Raw genomic sequence first — 19,547 nt, 5'->3', positions numbered from 1 at the left:
ACATACAGGCACGGCCTTCGGCCGCAAAGCGGGCTTGGTGCTCGGTGGGGTCAGTGGTGGGTTGCTCGGGTGGCTTCGCCGAAGGTCCACAGTGATGCGCCTAGTAGTACTACGTCCTTGAGCAGGAACTGGCCGACGTCGGCTGACAGGAACGGGAATCCGCCGGTTGCCGAAGCGGGTGTGGTGAGCAGGAAGCTCAGCGTTCCCAGGAAGAGCAGTGCGGCCAGGGCGCTGCCCGCCGCGGACGCCCTGGGCCACAGCGGCCGGGTCGCTATGAGCAGCGCCGTTCCCACTTCCACCACTCCCAGCGCCCCGGCGAACGTTCGGACGCCGACGATCTCGTAGAGCCAGGCCATGAGCGGGTGGTGCGCGACGAGCGGGACGATCGCCTCCGCCTCGTAGGCGGTGAACTTCAGCGCCCCGATCCAGCCCACCACGAGCACGAGGCCGTACCTCGCGACCGCTTCCCCGGCCGTCACCGCGAATTCCGCCGCGCCGGTGAAGCGTCCCGGCCGGGCGGTCTGTGATTCGATCATGGTTCACGCCTCCTTGAGCTGGAGCAGCAGGCCGAGGGTGTTCGCCCCGAAGGCGGCCTCGTCGTTCGCGTGGAACTGGCGCATGACTGCGGCGATGTCTGCCACGACGCTTCCCCTCGTCCGGTTCGAATGAGCCAAGAATGTACCAAGCGATACATTTTTACAAGGGAAAGTGTTTCCCAGTGGCGATGAGGTAGACTCAAGTGGACCGTTCGGTACAAAGAGAGGATCGCGTGGTCGACGAAGCACGCGCATCGGCCAAGCCGAAGCGCCTCACCGCGAAGGGCGCCGCGACCCGCGAGCGCATCGTCCGCTCCGCCGCGGAGCTGATGCACGAGCAGGGCGTCGAGAGCACGAGCCTCGACGACGTCATCGCGGTCAGCGGAACCGGCAGGTCGCAGCTCTACCACTACTTCGCGGACAAGTCCGAGATCGTCGACGCCGTCGTGGAGTTCCAGATCGGGCAGGTGCTCGGCGCGCAGGAGCACCTGCTGCGCAACGCGACCTCCATGAGCGGCCTGGACCGGTGGCGCGACGCCATCGTCACCGCCACCCGCAGCCGCAAGGGGTCCCACGGGTGCCCCATCGGCTCGCTGTCCAGCGCGCTGTCCGACTCCTCCGAGACCGCCCGGCTGGCGATCGCGCGGGGATTCGACCGCTGGGAGGGCGAACTGCACGCCGGCCTGCGGCACATGCGGCAGACCGGCGAACTGGCGCAGGAGGCGGATCCGGCGGCCCTGGCCACCGGCCTGCTCGCCGCGCTCCAGGGCGGCTACCTGCTGGCCCAGGCGCGGCGGGACGCGAGCAGCATGCAGATCGCGCTCGACACCGCCCTCGACCACATCCGGTCGTTCACCCGCTGAGCTCGCAGCATCCGGCGGGAGCGTCGATCAGTCCCGCGAGCCGTCGTCACTCGCGTTGCAACATCATGTCTTCGAGGTCGAGTTCGTGGAGGACTCGGCGCAGCACCTCGTCGTCGATGCGGCCTTCGTCGCGGAAGCGCACGAACACGTCGCGTTCCGCGGCGAGCATCTCCGCGCGCAGCCTGCGGTAGGCGGCGCTGGGGCTCTCGCCGACCTCCGCGTCGGAGCGGCCGAGCCGTTCCCAGGCCCGGTTGCTGCGGCGTTCCGCGGCGCGGCGCAGGTGTTCGGTCACCTCCTCCGGCGGCTCCTCGTCCTCGGACAGCTCCTCCAGCCTGCGCCGCGCCGCGAGGGCCGCGTTGTGCGCGGCCTCCGCTTCGGCGAGCGCGTCCGTGTAGTTCTCCTGGCCGCGGACCCCGAGCGTCCGGATCACCCAGGGCAGCGTGGCCCCGTGCAGCAGCAGCGTCCCCAGCGTCACGAAGAACGCCAGGAACAGCACTTGGGGCCGCTGCGGGAACATCGCGCCGGACGAGGTGAACTGCGGGATCGCCGCCGCCGCGGCCAGCGACACCACGCCGCGCATCCCGGCCCAGGACACGACGGCGCCGTAGCGCCACGGCGGGGCGCTGCCGCGGCGCAGCAGCAGTTCCGGCAGCTGCATCGTGGTGAACACCCACAGCGCGCGCACCAGCACGACCGTCGCGGTCAGCGCGAGCCCGACCAGCACCAGCGGGCCCAGCTGCCCCGCCACGCCCTCGGTGACGCCGCGCAGCTGCAACCCGATCAGCGCGAACACCAGCGCCTCCAGCAGCGTGTCGGCCGCCAGCCACACCGCCCGGTCCTGCAACCGCACCGAGGCGCTGCCCGTCGGCGAGCGCTGCCCCAGGTAGAGACCGGCGACGACCACGGCGAGCACCCCGGACGCCCCGATCTCCTCCGCCAGCAGGTACGCCGCGAACGGCACCAGCAGGCCCGCCGCGCTCTCCAGCACCCCGTCCGAGAGCGCCTGCCGAACCCGGTGCACCACCCAGCCCACCGCGAAACCCACGACGAGCCCGCCGACCGCGGCCAGCAGGAACACGCCCACGCCCGCCGGCAGCGAATACCCGGTGCCGATCACGGTGGCCACGGCGACCCGGTAGGCGGTGAGCGCCGTCGCGTCGTTGACGAGGCTCTCGCCGCTGAGCACCGTCATCACCTTGCGCGGCAACCCGAGCCTGCGGCCGATGGACGTCGCCGCGACGGCGTCCGGCGGCGCCACCACCGCGCCCAGCACGAGCGCCGCGCCCAGCGGCATCGCGGGCACCAGCCACCACGCCACCAGCCCGGTGACCAGCGTCGTGACGAGCACGGCGCCCAGCGCCAGCGAGCCGATGGGGCGGGCGTTGGCGCGGAACCCGAGCGTGGAGCTGGTCAGCGCCGCCGAGTACAGCAGCGGCGGCAGCACCAGGACGAGGATCAGCTCTGGATTGATCGAGTAGTCCGGCACGCCCGGCACGAACGACAGCGCGAGCCCGGCGAGCACCAGCACCAGCGGCTCGGACAGCCCCCACCGGCGGGCGAGGGCGGTGATCGCCAGCGCCACCGCCAGCAGCACCATCAGATCCGGGAACAGGTGCATGCGTCTCCGTCCTCCCGGCGGCTGGGTTCCGCCGGAAGTCTAGGGACGCCGCGGCGCCGCTGCGCCTCGCCGACCCCGCCGCGCCGCGAACACCCGCGCGGCGGGTCGGCGACGGGACGTGCCCGCGCTCGTCAGAGGTGCTCGGCGAAGTGCCGTTCGATCGCGCGGTACAGGCGGATCTGGTTCTCCGGATTGGCGAAGCCGTGGCCCTCGTCCTCGGCGACGAGGTATTCGACGGGGACCCCGCGGGCCCGCAGCGACTCGACGATGTTGTCGGACTCCTCCTGGACCACGCGGACGTCGTTGGCGCCCTGGGCGACCAGCAGCGGCGTGCGGATCCGGTCGACCATCGTGATGGGGGAGCGGGCCAGCATGTCGGCTTCCTGCGCGGGGTCCGCAGGGTCGCCGACGTAGCGGTACCAGTTGTTGGCCATGTGCGGCCGGACGAACGGCGGCAAGGTGCGCATGAAGTTCGCCAGGTCCGAGATGCCCACGTAGTCCACGGCGGCGGCGAAGCGATCGGGGGTGACGGTGACGCCGACGAGCGCCGCGTAGCCGCCGTAGGAACCGCCGTAGACGCCGATGCGGTCGCGGTCGGCGTAGCCCTGCTCCACCGCCCAGTCGGCGGCGTCGATCAGGTCGTCGTGCATCTTGCCGCCGAGCTCGCCGATCGCGCTGGTGAGGTGGCGCTTGCCGTAACCGGTGGAGCCGCGGAAGTTGACCTGCAGCACCGCGTAGCCGCGGTTGGCCAGGAACTGCACCGACGGGTCGTAGCTCCACGTGTCGTGGGCCCACGGCCCGCCGTGCACGAGCAGCACCAGCGGCAGCCGCTCGGGTGCGACGCCGACCGGCAGCGTCAGGAACCCGTGCAGCGGCAGCCCGTCGCGGGCCGGGAAGCGCACCGCCGTCATCGGGGCCAGCTCGGCCGGGTCGAGCTCCGGGTACGGGCGGAACAGCAGCCTGCTCTGCCCGGTGCCGTGGTCGTAGAACCAGGTCGCCCCGGGTTCGCGGTCGTGGATGAAGGAGACGACCCAGCGCTGCTCCGACTCGTCCGAGGACACCGAGCTCAGCACGCCGTCGGAGAGCTCGGACAGCGCGGCGTGCACCTCCGCGAAGTGCGGGTCCAGGACTTCGACGATCGGCCGGTCGCCGACGAAGCGGGCCGCGATGACCTCCCCGGTCCGCTTGCTGGTGAACACGGTCGGCGGTAGCCCGGCGCTGATCGGCCCCAAGGTGCACAGGCTGTGGCCGTCCACGGCCGCGACCACGGTCTCCTCGCCGGTCGTCCGGTCGATGCGGACGAGCCGGAGGTCGTCGGAGTCCTGGTAGACGCCCACGAGCAGGCCCTGCCCGTCGGGCGTCACCAGCTGCGGGTGCACGCCCACCGGGTGCTCCGGGCCGCCCAGGCGGCGCAGGAAGCGCAGGTCGCCGGTGGCGGGGTCGACGGCGTGGAACTCGTGGGTCCCGTCGTCGGCCACCGTCGAGTAGAAGGCGGGCCGCGCGTCGCGGTCGACGAGGTAGCCGCCCCGCGGATCGGACTGCTCCACCAGCGTCGTCGTCTCGCCGGTGGCGACGTCGATCCGGAACAGGTCGAAGTACAACGGCCGCCGGTTCATCGAGACGAGCACGCTGCCGGGGGCGGACTTCATCGGCTCCACGCCGAGCATCCGCGATCCCGGCGGCAACGGGGTCAGGTCGACCGCGGGTTCGCCGGGCGCGTCGAGGTCCACGCGGTAGAGGTGCCAGTCCTCGTTGCCGTCGGTGTCCTGCTCGTAGAGCAGCCAGCGCGGGTCGTCGGTCCAGTGGTAGGCGTGGATGCCGCGCCGGGTGTCGTGCGTGACGCAGACCGCGTCCTCGTGCTGCTCGTCGATGCCCCGGATCCACACGTTGATCCGCCCGTGCGCCGGCGCCAGGTAGGCGAGCCGCGTGCCGTCCGGCGAGATCGACGCCCCGGCGAACGAGGGGTCCGCGAAGAACTCCTCGGCCTCGATGCGCCTCGGCGGGGCGCCCAGCTGCGTGGTCATGCGGTGCTCCGATCGGTCTGCCCGGCCGGGGGCGTGGCACCTCGGCGGGTCGGGTGGTCTGTCGAAGTCGACGAAACACCTGGCCGTCGCGGCATGCTCAAGGCTCCGCGGGCGTGTTCCCGGTCATAGCGGGCCGCGCGGTCGCCGGGCTCGCCAGGGGGCGCGTCGGGACGGGACAATTCCCGCAGGAGTTCCGGCGACGAGCGCGGGAGGTGGCCGGTGGCCGGGTGCGAGCACTTGGAGCGGGCGGCGGGACGCGATCCCGAACCGGGTTCCCGGACGGCGTGCGAGGACTGCGCGCGGCTGGGGCTGGACGTGTGGGCGCATCTGCGGCTGTGCACCGAATGCGGGCACGTCGGCTGCTGCGACTCCAGTCCGCGGCAGCACGCGACGGCCCACTTCCACGGCTCCGGCCACCCGGTGATCCGCTCGTTCGAACCGGGCGAGTCCTGGGCCTGGTGCTACCGGGACGAACGCCTCGGCTGAGGGGTCCTCAGGGCGAGATCGTGGCGTCGTCGGGGTGGCCGAACCTGCCGTAGCGGCGTCGGATGGCGTCGGCGAAGTCCTGCTGGCCCGCGCCGTCGAACAGGGCCGCCAGGCGGGTGGCGAGCTGGGTGCGGTCGGTGTCCTCGGATTCCGGGCTGAGCTTGTCGATCAGTCCGTGCACGTGGTCGATGGCGCTGTGCTCGGCGTCCTCGGGCAGGCCTGCGGCGGAACCGGCGGAGAGCTGCCCGTAGGAGAAGAACTGGCCGGAGTCCAAGGTGCCGCTGAACGACAACGAGTCGCGCTGGAACGGCAGCCCGTCGCGGAACGGGGCCTGCCGGGACGAGGGCACCAGGTGCCGGAACTGCTCGGCGATCTCGGTGCCGTTGGCCGCCGCCGACAACTGGGCGAGGGTGCCGATGAGCTCGGCGGCGCGTTCCACGTCGTTCTCGTTGCGCGCCAGCCACCACACGATGGCGCTGCCGGTGTCGCGCAGCACTTCGTCACCGAGGTAGGCGCGCTTGCTGCGCTCGTGGTCGCGTTCCCGGTGCCACAGCTGCTCGTCCTTGCGGACCTCGGCGAGCCGCCGCAGCCGGTCGGTGTCGTCCTCGGGCAGCGTCAGCGTCACCTCCGCGGCCCAGGTCTCCACGTGCCCGTGCTGGTCGCGCTGCACCGCGCCGAGCGCGCCCGCCAGCTTGTGCGCCACCACGTCGGCCCCGCCGGGATGTTCGACGGAGGTGATCTCGCGGGCGCGGGTCAGCAGGGTGTCGACGGCCAGCCCGGCCGGGTTCTCGTGCGCCACGCCGACCGCGTCGACCGGGCGCCGCCACCACACCGTCGCGCCGAACACGAACCGGTAGTCGTCCTCGGAGCTGGGCAGCGCGACGTCCCGCACGAGCCGCTGCCGGGGCGGTTCCGGCTCGGGCTCCGCGGGTGCGGCGGGCCGTTGCTGCTGCACGACCAGCGCCTCCCGCAGCTCCTGCTGCCGGTGCAGCTGGACCAGCCGCCGCGCGTAGGCGCCGACGCAGGCGAGCAGCCCGGCGGCGATCAGCAGCCAGGCCCACAGCGGCCAGCGCAGCGCCAGGACGAGCACGGCGGGCACCAGCGCGGAACCGGCGGCGAGCGCGGCCAGCAAGATCTTGTTGTCGCGGCTCATCGTCCGGCCACTCCGCATCGGTCGCTGTCACGGCGCCGACCACTGTATGGCGGGTGATCATCGCTGCGGTACCCGGCGTCCGGGCGATGCGCGGAGCCCGGTGTAACCGGTTCGGATACCGGGTAGCCGCAGAGCATAATCACGGGTTCCGGGGGTGGGTGATGAGACGCGGGAGAACGGTTCAACCGCATCCGGTGCACACGGTTCACCGGATCGGCGCGGTGCTGCTGGGACTGGGGTTGTGGGTGTTCGGCATCCTCGGGCTGGCTCGCGGGCTGGAGTTCTTCTCCACCCGGGGGCACGTGGTGCTGGGGTTGTCCAGCAACGGGCTGCTGTCGGTGATCTCCCTGGTGGCCGGCGCGGTGCTGATCGGGTGCGCGGCGTGGGGCGGCAGGCAGGCGTCCACGGTGACCACGTTCGTGGGGGCGTTGTTCCTGCTGTCCGGGCTGGTGCACTTGGCGATCCTGAACTCGCCGCTGAACCTGCTGGCGTTCCGGATGCCGAACGTGCTGTTCAGCCTCGTGGTCGGGCTGATCTTGCTGTGCACCGGCCTGTACGGGCGGTTGTCGGGCGGGTTGCCGCCGGACAACCCGTACCGGCGGGAGCATCCGATGCGCACCCGCCGCCCGGACCCGGAGGAGCAGCTCGACGACGAGCGCCAGCCCGTGGAGTCCGAGGAGCAGCAGTACCGGGACGCGGAGATCGCCATGGGTGAGGGGCATCCGACTCCGGAGCAGACCCAGCTCGTCATGCGCGACCAGGCTCGGCGCCGCGCGGTGGAGCGGGCCCGGGCCCGCCGCCGCACCGAAGGCGGGTACGTGTGATCCTCCCGTGGCTGTGGCGCTGGCCGCCGGGACTGCTGCTGGCGGTGCTGCGCGAGTTCACCAGCGACGTCCCGGTGCACCTCGTGGAGTGCGAGGAGGAGGTTCGCCCGCCGGATCCGCCGAGCCCGGCGGCGGACCTGCAGCTGCCGGAGGACGGTTGCGGCCCGCTGTTCCACCGCCGCTACTCCGCCGACATCGACCTGCACCTGCGCGGTGCTGAGGAGGTGATGGCGCTGTTCGTCGCCGCCCCGGACCGGATGGTGCCGGGCGAGGTGGCGGTCTTCGCCCCGGAGGCCGATCACGTGGACCTGCGTGCGGGCGACGACCTGGTGGTGCGGATGCCCGGCCCGTGGAACGGACCGGTCCGGGTGCTGGAGGTGACGCCGACGTCGTTCCGGCTGGCGACCCGGCGCGGTCACCTGGAGGCCGGGCAGATCGAGTTCCGCGCCACCGATCACGGGATGCGGCTGCTGTTCGAGATCGAGTCCTGGGCGCGCAGCAGCGGTTGGGTCGCGGACCTGCTCTACGACCGGCTGCGGTTGTCGCGGCAGATCCAGGCGTACATGTGGGTGCGGTGCTGCACCCGGGTCTGCGCCGCGTCCGGTGGCCGGTTGCGCAACGGAGTGGAGATCTACACCGGCCGGGGCGAGCCGGCCGGGGAGCGGAGGTGAGCGTGACCGGTCTGCGGTGCGACGACGACCCGCACTTGAGCCGGGAACTCGAACGGCTGCGGACGTTGCCGGTCAACTTCGACGTGCACGCCGTCGATCCGGAGCAGCCCGGTCCGAAGTGGAAGGTGGACGACTTCCGGCAGCCGTTGCCGGGGGAGCCGCCGGGGCCGCCGTTGTCGGGCGGGCCTTGGGAGCGGGCGTGCGCCCTGGCGCGGGACTACAAGTTCGCCGATCCGACCGTGGTGCGCCGCGCCTGCCGTTCCTCGGACGACCTGGTGGGCTCGGAACTGCTGTTGGAGACCGATTTCCACGGGCTCGTGTTCATGCTGCCGTGCCGGGTCGGGTCGGTCACCGACACGACGCGCGACGGGGAGCGGGTGTGGGGGTGGAACTACCGCACGCTGCGGGGGCATCTGGAGCAGGGGCAGATGGACTTCCTGGTGCGCAAGGATCTCGTCAGCGGCGACGTGGAGTTCCGCGTGCACGCGTTCTCCCGAGCGGCCTCGATCCCGAATCCGGTGGTGCGCTTGGGTTTCGCGCTGTTCGGCCGGAGCACCCAGCTGCGGTTCATCCGGAGCGCGTGCCGCCGGATGGCCGAGTTGACGGAGCCAGTAGCTCGGCGAGGCGGTCGCACTCCGCCACCGTGACGGTCACGGCCGGATGCCGCAGCAGGCCCAGCGGTTCGATGCCGGGCATCGGGTCGGCGAACCGGACGCACAGGCCGCGTTCTCCGTTGGTGGCGCAGGTCAGCCCGCCGTCGGTCGCCGACATGCGCGCGGGCCCGGCCGTGGTCAGCAGGCAGTACGGGCCGGTGATGGCGGTGCCGATGATGTTCGACCGCCCGGTGCGCAGGCACCACGGCCCGAACCGCACGGTGAACTCGCTGCCGCTGACCCGCACCCACGTGGTCGGCGGCGCGACGCCGAACGGCAACCCCAGCACCCGGTGCGCCCGCCCGAACCGGAACGGGAACACCTCCACGACATCCGACCCCATGCCCCCGGCTACCCAGGAACGACACCAACCGCACCTGGATCTCCCCAAGGTGAGCGGAGTCCTGAGCCCGCAGTCGCCCCGGCGAATTCGTGGGTGTTTGCCCTGCCAGCGGCCGAAGGCCGTGCCTGGCGGCCGAAGGCCGTGCCTGTATGTGCGAAGCACATAGCCCACGTCGAAAAGTCCTCACCCGCGGGTTCTCAGCTGCTTCCTCGCGAGGACAGCTTTTTCCCTCGTGGCGGAGCCACTCGGGAAAAAGATCCCGCAGCGAGGAAGGCACTGAGGTTCCGCCACCCGGACACCCGAGCAAGACAAGCCGTCAACACTCAAGGCTTCCGGCCGATGGCCGCGGCTACGCAGTGCGCCGCCGCGGGCAGCGGTGTGAGCCGAGGCCCGTCCGGCCACCAGTCGTCGGTGACGACGAGGCCGGGGTCGAGCAGGTCCAGGCTCGCCAGCATCGCTTCGATTTCGGCGCGGGTGCGGAAGAATCCGGATCCGAGTCCGGTGGCGAGCAGCTTCTGCACCCGGTGCGCGTGTTCGCTGTGCTCGTCCTCGGGGTCGAGGAAGTGGTTGAACGCCACGAACGAACCGGACGGCAGCGCCGCCACGTATTCCCGCACGATGTCGGCGGCGGGCCTGCCGCGTGCCGCTTCGTCGTAGTGGTGCAGCGTGCCGACGTGCAGCAGCGCGAGAGGGCGCGTGAAGTCGAGCTTGTCGCGCACCAGCGGGTCGTCGAGGACCCGGCTGGGCTCGAAGATGTCGGCGTCGAGGAAGTGGCTGCGATCGTTGTCGGCCAATAGCGCTCTGCTGTGCGCGGCGACCGTCGGATCGTTGTCCACGTACACCACTTGGGCTTCCGGGTTCACGCGCTGGGCGATCTGGTGGGTGTTCTCGGCGGTCGGCAGTCCGGAGCCGCAGTCCAGGTACTGGTCGACGCCGGCTTCGCGGGCGAGGAACCGCACGGCGCGGATGAGGAACGCGCGGCTGGTCAGGGCGATGGTCCGCGCTTCCGGGACCGCTTCGTTGATGCGCCTGCTGAGTTCGCGGTGGACTTCGAAGTTGTCCTTGCCGCCGAGCGCGCAGTCGTAGACCCGCGCCAAGCTCGGCCTGCTCGTGTCGATGGCATCCGAGGGGTCGGACGGTATCGGCATGGCAACCTCGCAACGGCATCGGGCTCGAAGATCGGCATCACCTAACCGTTGCGAGTTCCGCCGCGGATCCTCCTCTCTGGACCGCGTGAGCAGGGTTTTCGCGGCGGACTCTCTCGATCGTTGTGCGTCTTGATCGCGATGCACCGGTGGTCGCGCCGTCCGCCCGGCCTCCGTCAGAGGCAGCGGACGGTGCGCAGGAAGCGGGACCACTGCGCCGGTGTGGTGCTCAGGTGCCCGGCGGCGCGGTTCTTGGTGTCGCGCACCGCGGCACCGCCGCCGGGCAGGCCGCCGACTTCGACGCAGTTGGTCTCCTGGCTGCTGTGCGAGGACTTGCGCCAGCCCCGCGGCGCGACGTTCATGCCGGGACCTGTTCGCGCGCGGCGATCTCGGCGATGAGCTTGCGGGAGTCCTCCCTGCTCAGCGCGACCCGTTCCAGTTCGTCGCGGGCGGAGCGGAACGCGTCGACGGCGTCCTCGTCCTGCAGGAACGCCGAGGAGCGGTGGTGTTCGAGGTGCACGACCGGGTCCGCTTTCGCGAATTCCAGCAGCACGAAGGGGCCGGCGTGCGCGGGCGTCCAGCCGGCGGTGGCGGGGATGATCCGGAGTTCGACGTTGTCGCGTTCGGCGACTTCGTCGAGGAACCGCAGTTGGTCGTGCCGGGCGCCGGGCACGCCGATGGGCTGGTGCAGCACGGATTCGAGGATGAGCGCGGTGTACTTCGCCGGTGCGCGCTTGCGGGTGATGATGTCGCGGCGTCCCTGCCGCATCGCGACCCGCTTGTTCGCCTCCCGCTCGGGGATGCCGGTTTCCATGATCGCGCGGGTGTACTCGGCGGCCTGCAGCAGGCCGGGGATGAGCAGCGGCGCGACGTCGGTGATCTTCGTGGCGGTGCGTTCGAATTCCAGCAGCGTCGCGAGCTGGTCCGAGCCGCCGGTGGCGCCCACGCTCAGCGCCGGTGCCGGTTCGGCGGCGGCCTCGCGCGCGAGCTTGTGCATGCGGGCCTGCGCGGTGCTGCTGACACCGAGCACCACGCACACGGCGGACACGGATTCGGCGGACGGCACCCGATCGCCGTGCTCCCAGCGCACCAGAACGGAGTGCGAGACGTCCAGGATCGAGGCGAGGCCCCGCAACGTGAGCCCTTTCTTGCGGCGCGCGTCGCGCAGCTCGGCGCCGAGCACATAGGCCCGCGGTCGTGGTGGAGTTGCGGTCATGTCGCTGAATGCTAATCCATTGTCCGCGACATCGGCGATCATCCGAAGGAGTCATTGCCGTGAGGTCTCGGATTCTGGCATTCTGATTTCCTTCTGGTCCTGATCTTCGCGTGGCGTTCGAATTGCGAACTCGACCCGATCCGGGACGTCCGGCGCGCCGCGCGGCGCATCTCGCGATCTTCGTGAAAACGGCTGTGTGCTGGGATATCGGCATGTCGCGCGTTGATCGTGCGGTTTCGATCGAGCCGCCACCCGATGCGCGTGATTGAGGACGAAAGGTGTCCGGAGGCCTAAAACGGATCTCGTTTCCGCCGCCCCGTCCGGGTCGCCGCGGGCGGCTGTCGCCGGTATGTCCCCGGCCGCGGCTCCGCGCTGAATCGGTCCGGACAATGCGATCCAGCGTAGTGCAAGTGTTTCCACTGAATTCCGCATCAGTGCGGAATTCAGTGGAAACGTTGCATTGGTGCGTCCGAGTCCTTTCCGCGCCCCGAAACCGCGCTCAGCGGCGCTGGCGCGGAATTCGCGGGGGCAGCCGCTCGCCGAGGTCGGCGAAGACCGCCTCGTTGAGGCGGTACGCGAGCCGCACCTCGGCGATGATGCGCCGCTGTTCGGGCTCGTCCCAGCCCGCGGTGTCCAGCAGCAACCGGTAGGCGTTGCGCACGCCCGCGCTGCTGGGGACGTCGTCGAAGGTGAGGAAGGCGAATCCCCGGTCGTCGGGCGGGTTCAGGCTGCGCCGCATCGCGGAGCGGATCAGCTGGCCGCCGGAGAGGTCGGCCAGGCAGCGCGTGTAGTGGTGCGCGACGAACCCGCCGGGCCAGGTGAAGCACGCCTCCTGCAGCCGCTCGCGGTAGCGCTCGGTGGCCGCGCTCGGCTTGATCACCTCGCGCCAGTCGGGGCCTAGGTAGTGGTGCAGGTCGGTCGCCAGGTGTGCCGACCTGAGCAGCCGGTCGCTGATGAACGGGCCCGCGACGACGTCGCTGCGCATCGCCTCCGCGGCCTGTTCGAGCACTTCGTAGACGAAGTAGTGCTGCCCGAGCATCACGGCATAGGCGTCGGCTTCGAGCTCGCCGGCGAGCAGGGTCCGCAGGAACGGCAGGGATTGGACGTGGGCGTGGTCGGCGCGGGTGTCGGACCTGAGGCGGGCGGCGAAGTCGCTGCGTACCGGTTGCTGCGCTGGCGAGGACACTCGAACCTCCGACAGTTAGGTAAGCCTTACTTAACTCGGAGATCGTGACACGGGGAGGGGGTGGCTGCCAAGGGTCGCCCGCGGCCGTTGACAAGGAGTCCTTTCAGGGCGACCTGCGCAGCTGGTCGCTCGGCGGAACCTCAGCGGCTTCCTCGCTGCGGGATCAGCTCCCTACGCCACGAAATCGCTGTCCTCGCGAGGAAGCCGCTGAGAACCCGCCGGTGGTCACCTTGCTCAAGCCGGTCGCTGCTCAGTGGCTCCGCCGCTGACGAGGCACCGATCAAAAGATCATTCCGAAAGGTCGATCAGTCCTTTGTGGATGATCAGCTGCGGCCTTCGCGCCAGTAGCCCATGAACGCCACCGAGGCGCGCGGCACGCTGTGCTCCTGGACCAGGAGCCGCCGCAGCCGTTTGATCACCGCGGCCTCGCCCGCCAGCCAGCCGTAGAGCTCGCCGTCGGTGGAACCGGCCTCCGGGACCTCCCACAGGGTGACCGCGTCGACGTCCACGTCGTCCAAGCCCGCGGGTTCGGCGCGGCGCGGTCCGAGCTCGCCGAGCGCTCCGGTCACCGACTCCTCCAGCAGCGCCCCGTGCGGCAGCGAGCCGTTCGGCCGTTGCCGCACCAGCCAGCGGACCTCCACGCCGCGCGGTGCGCGCCAGTCCTGCACGTCCTCGGCCGTCGGCACTTCGGCGCACACGACGCCGCGCGAGTCGGCGGGCAGCGATTCCACGATCGCCGCCATCGCCGGGACCGCGGTCTCGTCCCCGGCCAGCACGAGGCGTCGCGCGGTGCGCGGGGGCGACCACTCGCAGCCCCACATCCGGCCGGTGCCCGGCCGATCCGGTCCGAGCAGCGCCACCTCGTCGCCCGGTTCGGCCGTCGCGGCCCAGGTGGAGGCGGGGCCGCCGTGCCCGGAGTCCACGCCGTGCAGCACGAAGTCGATGTCGAGCTCGGCGGGCCGTTCCCGGTACGCGCGGACCGTGTAGGTGCGCAGCGTGGGGCGGGTCTCGTCGGGCATGGCCTGCCAGCGGGTGTACCAGCCGTCGCCGCCGGGCATGTCCACGAGGGTGCGGCCGGGCAGCGGCAGGATCAGCTTCACGCGCTGGTCGCCGCCGCCGATGCCGAAGCGGTGCAGCTCGTCGCCGGTGAACGTGATCCGCACGAAGCTGGGGCCGAGGCGCTCGGTGCGCGCCACCCGCGCCTGGAACATCACGTACTCGGGGCGCAGCACCTCGGGCCGCTGGACCATCGTCACACCTCTTCGCCGCATCGACTCCGCCGGTTCGTAGGCTAGCCTAACCTCACCGCGAGGAGGGTGGATGATGGTGAGGACAACACGCGTGGCCGGATTGGCGTTGGCGGTGGCCGCGCTGGCGGGCTGTTCCGCGCCCGCGCCGCAGGATTCGGCGGGTGGCTGGACCTACGTCGACGACCGCGGCGTCGAGGTGCGCAGCGACGAGGTGCCGCACCGGATCATCGCGCAGGTCTCGGCCGCGGGTGCGCTGCACGACTTCGGCGTGCCGGTCACCGCCACGTTCGGCCCGCTGGTGCGCGACGACGGCACCACCGAGCCGGAGGCGGGCAGCATCGACCCGGCGGCGGTCGCCGACGTGACCGGCCCCGGCTACGGCGAGCTGAACCTGGAGCGCGCGGCGGCCCTGCGCCCGGACCTGCTGGTCAGCGGCAAGTACGCCGAGTTCGACGGCCTCTGGCACCTCACCGTCGAGCAGGAGGACCGGGTGCGGGAGTTCGTGCCGACGGCCGGTGTCGAGCAGTCCGGCCGCTCGCTGCCGGAGACCATCACCGCCTACAAGGAGCTCGCCCGCTCGCTCGGGTCCGATGTGGACTCCGAGCGGATCCGCGCGGACCAGGCCCGGTTCGACGCGGCGGCGGAGCGGTTGCGCGGCATCGGCGAGCGGATGCGCGCGCAGGGGCGCAGCATCCTCGCGGTCGGCGGCACGAAGCAGGAGTTCTTCGTCGTCGTCCCCGCCCGCAACCCGGACCTGGACTACTACGTGCGGGAACTGGGGCTGCCGATCCAGACCCCGGCGCATCCCGACACGGCGGGCGGTGGTTACTTCGAGCGGCTCGCCTGGGAGAACGCCGGCGCCTACACCGGGGACGTCCTGATGTGGGACACCCGCGAGGCCTCGCTGCCGCCGGAGCGGATGAAGCAGAACCCCGTCTTCGCCGCGCAGGAATCGGTGGCGCGGGACCGCTTCGTCGAGTGGGACGCCGTCGCCCCGTTCAGCTACGCGAGCTACGCGGACATCATGACCAAGCTCGCCGAGCAGCTGGAGGAGCACACCCCTGTCGGATGACGCCGAACGGACGCCGCGGCTGGTGCATCCGCACCAGCGCTGTGCCCGTCCTCGCCCGGTGGGAGGTGCGGTTTCGCCGGATGAGCGGCAGACCGCGCCGGAGGTGTTGGGGTACAACGTGATCGTGCTGGAGACGCCGATCGGGTTGCTGGACGAGGAGCGGAGGTCGGCGATGTCCGGCCCGGACGCGGGAGTGCGGTGGTGAGCGGGCAGGTGCTGCACCTGGTCGGTACGGCGGCTCCACCGGTCCGGCAACTGCCGGAACTGGTGCGCATGCTGGGCTCCGCCGGGTGGACGGTGTGCCCGGTGCTGTCGGAGACGGCCGCTTCCTGGATCGACGTGCCCGCGCTGGAACGCGCGGCCCGCATCCCGGCCCGGATCGCCGCGCGCCGCCTCGGCGAACCCGACCCGTTCCCCGCGGCGGACGCGGTCCTGGTGGCGCCGCTGACGTTCAACACCCTCAACCAGTGGGCGATGGGCGTGAACGACACGGCGGCGCTGGGCGTGCTCAACGAACTGCTCTGCCTCGGAGTGCCGATCGTCGCCGCCCCGTGCGTGAAGTCGGTTCTGCGCCGCCATCCCGCGTACGCCACGAACCGGGCCCTGCTGGAGCAGGCGGGAGTCCGCTTCCTCCCGCAGTCCGACACCCTAGTGCGAGCCCCGGACGGCACCGCCACCTTCGACCTGGAAAAACTCCGCGCAGCGGTGCCGATCCCGGCCTGAACCCCGGTGTCCATCAGCACCGCCGCGCGGTCGCCCCTTCAGTCGTCCTCATCCGCTTCGGTGGGGGTGGCCTTGTCGGGGTCGTACCAGACGATGTGCGGCCGGATGTGCGTGCCGAACCGGTATTCGCGCAGGCATGCCTCGGCGGTTGCGGCGGTGCTGTGCGCCCGTTCCTGCACGGAGACGACCTGCACGTGGTCGTCGAGCGCGAGGCCCCAGGCCGCGATGCACCCGTCGACCCGTTCGCCGTACTCCTGCACGACGGCGAACACGCGCGGCACCGAATCGGCCACGATGCCCGCCATGATCTCGGAGAACGTCCGCTCGTCGCACAACGGCCGCATCCCGGTCGGATCGGTCACGAACGCGTCCAACGGATGCGGTCGCGATCCCTGGTGCTGCGGCGTGCCCTCGGTGATCGACATCGAAATACCTCACTCTTGGTTTTTCGGGCAGTGCTCGGTGTTCTTCGGCCGGCTCCCGGGTCGGAACCGAGTTGCGTGCGGCCTGCGGTGCAGGTCGGACACGTCGCGCGCGCCGCTTCGAGGTGCTGAAGCGGCTGTCGCGCTCTTGCCGAGTCATGGCTCCACTGTCTGCGCGTAGCGGACTCCGACCGATACGGATCGCGGGTCATCGCGGGTCAGATTGCTATCTGACCCGCAGGACAGGTGTGGTTACACTCGGTGTTCAACCGGAGGGAGTTGCCGTGGCTGCGCCGAATTCGTTGCTGCGAAACGCTCGTGAGGCGGTCGAGTCACGGCGTGTTCCGGGTGAGTGCATGGCGCGGTCCGAGCTCGCGGATGAGGTCAACCGGTACCTGTTCTCGACCACGCACAAGCGCTATGAGCTCGATCGACACCAAATTGCCCGGTACGAGCGCGGTGAAGTTCGTTGGCCGGGCGCGGCCTATCGTGCCGGTCTGCGGGCAGTGCTCGGTGCGAAAACCGATGACGAGCTCGGTTTCACTCCCCGTAAGCGAGCAGTCGGGCGGACGGTTCTCAACGGCGTTGGTGAAGTCCCATCGGGATGGCATCCTGCGGAGGTCCTGGCTACTGCTGAGGAGATGACGGGGGAGGATGTGGCACTGTCTCGGCGTCAAGCGCTCGGTGCTGCATCGGCCACCGCGGGAGCGGCCATCACCGAACCGCTCCAGCGCTGGCTTGCGCCTGCACATGGCCGTTTTCCGGGCGCATCGGCGATCAGTGGAACTGAGCTCGTCGGCTGGCAGCAGATCGCCCGCCAGTTCCACGACTGGAACAAGACTCCGACGGGTGGACTCGCCCGCAAAGCTGTGCTCGCGCAGCTCAATGAGCTCAGCGATCGGCTCAAGGACGTGTCGGAGGCTCCGACCACGCGGCCCGCGTACCTCGTGGGGGCGGACCTCGCGGAGATCGCCGCGTCAATGTCCTGGGATGCCGGACTTCACCGCGCCGCTCAGCGGTACTACTCGCTGTCGGTCAAGTTCGCGAAAGTCGCCGGTGATGACACCTTCGCCGCACTCACCCTCGCGTCGTTCGCCCGCCAGTGCTTCGACGTCCGGCAACCGGACGACGGTCTTGAACTCGTACAGCTGGCGCAGTACGGGGCGCGCAAATCCGCCGGGCCGAGACTTCGCTCCCTCTTGGCGACGCGCGAAGCATGGTCGTACGCGCAAACAGGCGAAGTCCAACCGTTCCGCCGGGCTGCCGGACTCGCCGAAGACCACTTCGCAGAGGAGCCGAACGGCACGGACGAGCCGATAGGGGGACTCGACCAAGCCGAGCTTTTCGGCGTGCTTGGCGCCCGCTGGAGAGATCTCGCGGTATCCAGTGAACAAGCGAAGCAGGCGCGTCACGCACAGGACTACATCGGCCGAGCGCTTGCGCTTCGAGATCCCGCCAGCGTGCGGAACCGCGCGTTCGACTTGATCGGCCTCGCTCGCACGCACCTCGTCACTGCGGAACCCGACTATGCGTGCGAACTGATCGAGACGGCTCTTCCCATCGCGGCCGACTGGGCATCCGGCCGCGTCGGGGCGAAGCTGCGGGACTTTTACCAGGAATCACAACGGTTCGGTCGATCGCCCCGGGTGCGTGCCACACGCGACGCCGTGCGCGATGTGGTCATCACTTGAGCACGATGGAACGGAAGGGGAACAGGTGCGCATCGGGATCACCGGGCACACGAATCTGACCGCGGAGACGAGTCGTCTGGTGCGCAAGGCGCTCGAAGCCGAGCTCGCCGGACGTGCCGATGTGGTCGGCATGAGCTGCCTCGCGCGCGGCGCCGATCAGATCTTCGCCCGCGTCGTGCTCGACGGCGGCGGGACGCTGGAGGTCGCGCTGCCCGCGGCCGACTACCGCGAACGGAAGGTGCAGCCGGACAACCTCGCCACCTTCGACGAGCTCATCGCCGAGGCGAGCACCGTGCGCACCATGCCGTTCGCCGAGTCGAACAGCGCTGCCTACATGGCCGCCAGCGAGCACATCCTCGACTCCGCCGACGCGGTCTTCGCAGTGTGGGACGGACGACCGGCCCCCGGCCAAGGTGGCACCGCCGACGTCGTGGACGCGGCACGGGAACGCGGCCTGCCGGTGACCGTCGTGTGGCCGGAAGGCGCCGAACGCGACTGACCCGCATCCGCACCGCGATGTTCGGTCCGACCTGGAAGCCGACGGGCCGCCCACCGGTTGGATGGGCGGCCCGTCGGTTTCGCTCAGTCCCAGGTGAGGGATGAGCCGGACTGGTACTCCGTCACTCGGGTTTCGAAGAAGTTCTTCTCCTTCTTCAAGTCCATCGCCTCCGACATCCACGGGAACGGGTTGTCGACCTCGGCGAACACCGGCGCCAGGCCGAGTTGGGCGCAGCGGCGGTTGGTGATGAAGTGCATGTACTGCTCGCACAGCTCGGCGTTGATGCCGAGGATGCCGCGCGGCATCGTGTCGCGGCCGTAGGCGACCTCCAGGCGGCACGCGTCGGTGAGCATGCCGCGCACCTCCTGCTGGAACTCCTCGCTCCACAGGTGCGGGTTCTCCAGCTTGATCTGGTTGATGCAGTCGATGCCGAAGTTCAGGTGGATCGACTCGTCGCGCAGGATGTACTGGTACTGCTCGGCGATGCCGACCATCTTGTTCCGCCTGCCCAGCGACAGGATCTGCGCGAAACCGGTGTAGAACCACATGCCTTCGAAGATCACGTAGAAGGCGATCAGGTCGCGCAGGAACGCCTGGTCGCGGTCCGGGCCGCCGGTGGCGAACTCGGGGTTCTCCAGGTTCTGGGTGTGGCGCAGCGCCCACTCGTCCTTCTCCGAGATGGAGGGGATCTCGCGGTAGGCGTTGAACAGCTCGCCCTCGTCGAGGCCCAGGCTCTCGCAGATGTACTGGAACGTGTGGGTGTGCACCGCCTCCTCGAAGGCCTGGCGCAGCAGGTACTGGCGGCACTCGGGGTTGGTGATGTGCCGGTACACGGCGAGCACGATGTTGTTGGCCACCAAGGACTCCGCGGTCGCGAAGAAGCCCAGGTTGCGCTTGAGCATCAGCCGCTCGTCGTCGGTGAGCCCGTCGCGGGAGCGCCACAGGGCGATGTCGGCGTGCATGGAGACCTCGGTGGGCATCCAGTGGTTGTTGCAGCCCGCGAGGTACTTCTCCCAGGCCCAGCCGTACTTCAGCGGCAGCAGCTGGTTCACGTCGGCCTGCGCGTTGATCATCGCCTTGTCGTCGACGTTGATCCGGCCGGCGCCGCGGTCGATCTCGCCGAGGCCGGTGGCGTCGGGGGTGTGCAGGGAGGTCATCGGCACTCCAGGAGT

The 19,547-nt window shown here is 70.5% G+C and carries 23 protein-coding genes; 11 read left to right on the top strand and 12 right to left on the bottom strand.

From position 1 onward, the window contains the following. Nucleotides 1–50: 50 nt before the first annotated feature. A complete protein-coding gene (locus BJ969_RS20320; protein WP_184481021.1) occupies nt 51–536 on the bottom strand; it encodes a YkgB family protein in 486 nt (161 codons plus the stop codon). Between the two features lie 233 nt (nt 537–769). On the opposite strand from BJ969_RS20320, the gene BJ969_RS30885 reads away from it, so the two are divergent. Next, nucleotides 770–1,399 (top strand): TetR/AcrR family transcriptional regulator, encoded by a 630-nt coding sequence (locus tag BJ969_RS30885; protein WP_343071508.1) that lies wholly within the window; start codon nt 770–772, stop codon nt 1,397–1,399. 46 nt (nt 1,400–1,445) lie between these two features. On the opposite strand, the gene BJ969_RS20310 is transcribed toward BJ969_RS30885, so the two are convergent. Together BJ969_RS20310 and BJ969_RS20305 are read right to left on the bottom strand one after the other, a co-directional pair. Beyond that, on the bottom strand, nt 1,446–3,017 hold the full coding sequence (locus tag BJ969_RS20310) for a Na+/H+ antiporter (RefSeq protein WP_184481019.1): 1,572 nt from the start codon (nt 3,015–3,017) through the stop codon (nt 1,446–1,448). A 131-nt stretch (nt 3,018–3,148) separates the two neighbouring features. Further along, nucleotides 3,149–5,041, bottom strand: a complete 1,893-nt coding sequence (locus tag BJ969_RS20305) for a S9 family peptidase (protein ID WP_221315888.1) — start codon at nt 5,039–5,041, stop codon at nt 3,149–3,151. A gap of 219 nt (nt 5,042–5,260) precedes the next feature. Here BJ969_RS20305 and BJ969_RS20300 point away from each other — a divergent pair, with 219 nt between their 5' ends. Continuing rightward, nucleotides 5,261–5,527, top strand: coding sequence for a UBP-type zinc finger domain-containing protein (locus BJ969_RS20300; protein ID WP_184481017.1), 267 nt, complete (start codon nt 5,261–5,263; stop codon nt 5,525–5,527). A gap of 7 nt (nt 5,528–5,534) precedes the next feature. On the opposite strand, the gene BJ969_RS20295 is transcribed toward BJ969_RS20300, so the two are convergent. Continuing rightward, nucleotides 5,535–6,680 (bottom strand): hypothetical protein, encoded by a 1,146-nt coding sequence (locus BJ969_RS20295; RefSeq protein ID WP_184481015.1) that lies wholly within the window; start codon nt 6,678–6,680, stop codon nt 5,535–5,537. A gap of 194 nt (nt 6,681–6,874) precedes the next feature. Between BJ969_RS20295 and BJ969_RS20290 the strand changes: the two genes are divergently transcribed. From BJ969_RS20290 to BJ969_RS30875, 3 genes are read left to right on the top strand one after another with little or no spacing between them, the layout of a single operon-like run. Beyond that, nucleotides 6,875–7,504 carry a DUF4383 domain-containing protein gene (locus BJ969_RS20290; RefSeq protein ID WP_221315887.1) on the top strand — a complete coding sequence of 210 codons (630 nt, stop codon included), beginning with the start codon at nt 6,875–6,877 and terminating at the stop codon, nt 7,502–7,504. Further along, nucleotides 7,501–8,175, top strand: a complete 675-nt coding sequence (locus BJ969_RS30880) for a DUF1990 family protein (RefSeq protein WP_184481011.1) — start codon at nt 7,501–7,503, stop codon at nt 8,173–8,175. Before BJ969_RS20290 ends, BJ969_RS30880 begins: the two co-directional genes overlap by 4 nt. Then, complete coding sequence (locus BJ969_RS30875) at nt 8,172–8,822, top strand: DUF1990 family protein (RefSeq protein ID WP_184481009.1); 651 nt, start codon at nt 8,172–8,174, stop codon at nt 8,820–8,822. Before BJ969_RS30880 ends, BJ969_RS30875 begins: the two co-directional genes overlap by 4 nt. On the opposite strand, the gene BJ969_RS20275 is transcribed toward BJ969_RS30875, so the two are convergent. The 4 genes from BJ969_RS20275 to BJ969_RS20260 all read right to left on the bottom strand — a co-directional run bounded on the left by BJ969_RS20275 (nt 8,743) and on the right by BJ969_RS20260 (nt 11,532). Beyond that, nucleotides 8,743–9,171 carry a hypothetical protein gene (locus tag BJ969_RS20275; protein ID WP_184481007.1) on the bottom strand — a complete coding sequence of 143 codons (429 nt, stop codon included), beginning with the start codon at nt 9,169–9,171 and terminating at the stop codon, nt 8,743–8,745. The two genes, BJ969_RS30875 and BJ969_RS20275, sit on opposite strands and share 80 nt — an antisense overlap. Before the next feature lie 323 nt (nt 9,172–9,494). After that, entirely contained in the window at nt 9,495–10,319 is an 825-nt protein-coding gene (locus BJ969_RS20270) for an SAM-dependent methyltransferase (protein ID WP_184481005.1), read from the bottom strand. A 173-nt stretch (nt 10,320–10,492) separates the two neighbouring features. Then, entirely contained in the window at nt 10,493–10,678 is a 186-nt protein-coding gene (locus BJ969_RS20265; RefSeq protein WP_184481003.1) for a DUF397 domain-containing protein, read from the bottom strand. After that, complete coding sequence (locus BJ969_RS20260; protein WP_184481001.1) at nt 10,675–11,532, bottom strand: helix-turn-helix domain-containing protein; 858 nt, start codon at nt 11,530–11,532, stop codon at nt 10,675–10,677. The genes BJ969_RS20265 and BJ969_RS20260 overlap by 4 nt, the downstream gene beginning before the upstream one ends. Nucleotides 11,533–11,642: 110 nt before the next feature. On the opposite strand from BJ969_RS20260, the gene BJ969_RS20255 reads away from it, so the two are divergent. Further along, complete coding sequence (locus tag BJ969_RS20255; RefSeq protein ID WP_184480998.1) at nt 11,643–11,801, top strand: hypothetical protein; 159 nt, start codon at nt 11,643–11,645, stop codon at nt 11,799–11,801. Between the two features lie 230 nt (nt 11,802–12,031). Here the strand turns inward: BJ969_RS20255 and BJ969_RS20250 are convergent, their stop codons facing one another. Together BJ969_RS20250 and BJ969_RS20245 are read right to left on the bottom strand one after the other, a co-directional pair. After that, nucleotides 12,032–12,718 carry a biliverdin-producing heme oxygenase gene (locus BJ969_RS20250; RefSeq protein WP_184480996.1) on the bottom strand — a complete coding sequence of 229 codons (687 nt, stop codon included), beginning with the start codon at nt 12,716–12,718 and terminating at the stop codon, nt 12,032–12,034. A gap of 323 nt (nt 12,719–13,041) precedes the next feature. Beyond that, entirely contained in the window at nt 13,042–13,968 is a 927-nt protein-coding gene (locus BJ969_RS20245) for a siderophore-interacting protein (protein ID WP_184480993.1), read from the bottom strand. A 73-nt stretch (nt 13,969–14,041) separates the two neighbouring features. On the opposite strand from BJ969_RS20245, the gene BJ969_RS20240 reads away from it, so the two are divergent. From BJ969_RS20240 to BJ969_RS20230, 3 genes are read left to right on the top strand one after another with little or no spacing between them, the layout of a single operon-like run. After that, nucleotides 14,042–15,040 (top strand): ABC transporter substrate-binding protein, encoded by a 999-nt coding sequence (locus BJ969_RS20240; protein ID WP_246457024.1) that lies wholly within the window; start codon nt 14,042–14,044, stop codon nt 15,038–15,040. Between the two features lie 58 nt (nt 15,041–15,098). Beyond that, nucleotides 15,099–15,245, top strand: a complete 147-nt coding sequence (locus BJ969_RS20235; protein WP_184480989.1) for a hypothetical protein — start codon at nt 15,099–15,101, stop codon at nt 15,243–15,245. After that, nucleotides 15,242–15,763, top strand: a complete 522-nt coding sequence (locus BJ969_RS20230; protein ID WP_343071507.1) for a flavoprotein — start codon at nt 15,242–15,244, stop codon at nt 15,761–15,763. The genes BJ969_RS20235 and BJ969_RS20230 overlap by 4 nt, the downstream gene beginning before the upstream one ends. Nucleotides 15,764–15,801: 38 nt before the next feature. Here the strand turns inward: BJ969_RS20230 and BJ969_RS20225 are convergent, their stop codons facing one another. After that, the gene (locus BJ969_RS20225) at nt 15,802–16,188 is read right to left on the bottom strand and encodes a hypothetical protein (protein ID WP_246457022.1); all 387 of its coding nucleotides are present in this window, start codon (nt 16,186–16,188) and stop codon (nt 15,802–15,804) included. A 353-nt stretch (nt 16,189–16,541) separates the two neighbouring features. On the opposite strand from BJ969_RS20225, the gene BJ969_RS20220 reads away from it, so the two are divergent. Continuing rightward, on the top strand, nt 16,542–17,876 hold the full coding sequence (locus tag BJ969_RS20220) for an NsdA family TPR-like regulatory protein (protein ID WP_184480987.1): 1,335 nt from the start codon (nt 16,542–16,544) through the stop codon (nt 17,874–17,876). After that, nucleotides 17,860–18,375, top strand: a complete 516-nt coding sequence (locus BJ969_RS20215; protein WP_184480985.1) for a hypothetical protein — start codon at nt 17,860–17,862, stop codon at nt 18,373–18,375. Before BJ969_RS20220 ends, BJ969_RS20215 begins: the two co-directional genes overlap by 17 nt. Nucleotides 18,376–18,458: 83 nt before the next feature. Here BJ969_RS20215 and BJ969_RS20210 read toward each other — a convergent pair whose 3' ends face one another. Next, nucleotides 18,459–19,532, bottom strand: coding sequence for a ribonucleotide-diphosphate reductase subunit beta (locus BJ969_RS20210; protein WP_184480983.1), 1,074 nt, complete (start codon nt 19,530–19,532; stop codon nt 18,459–18,461). Nucleotides 19,533–19,547 lie beyond the last annotated feature (15 nt).

The sequence above is a fragment of the Saccharopolyspora gloriosae genome (assembly GCF_014203325.1).
Taxonomy (GTDB): Bacteria; Actinomycetota; Actinomycetes; order Mycobacteriales; family Pseudonocardiaceae; genus Saccharopolyspora_C; species Saccharopolyspora_C gloriosae.
Note: the sequence above shows the minus strand (reverse complement) of the source record. Positions and strands in the feature narration are given on the sequence as shown.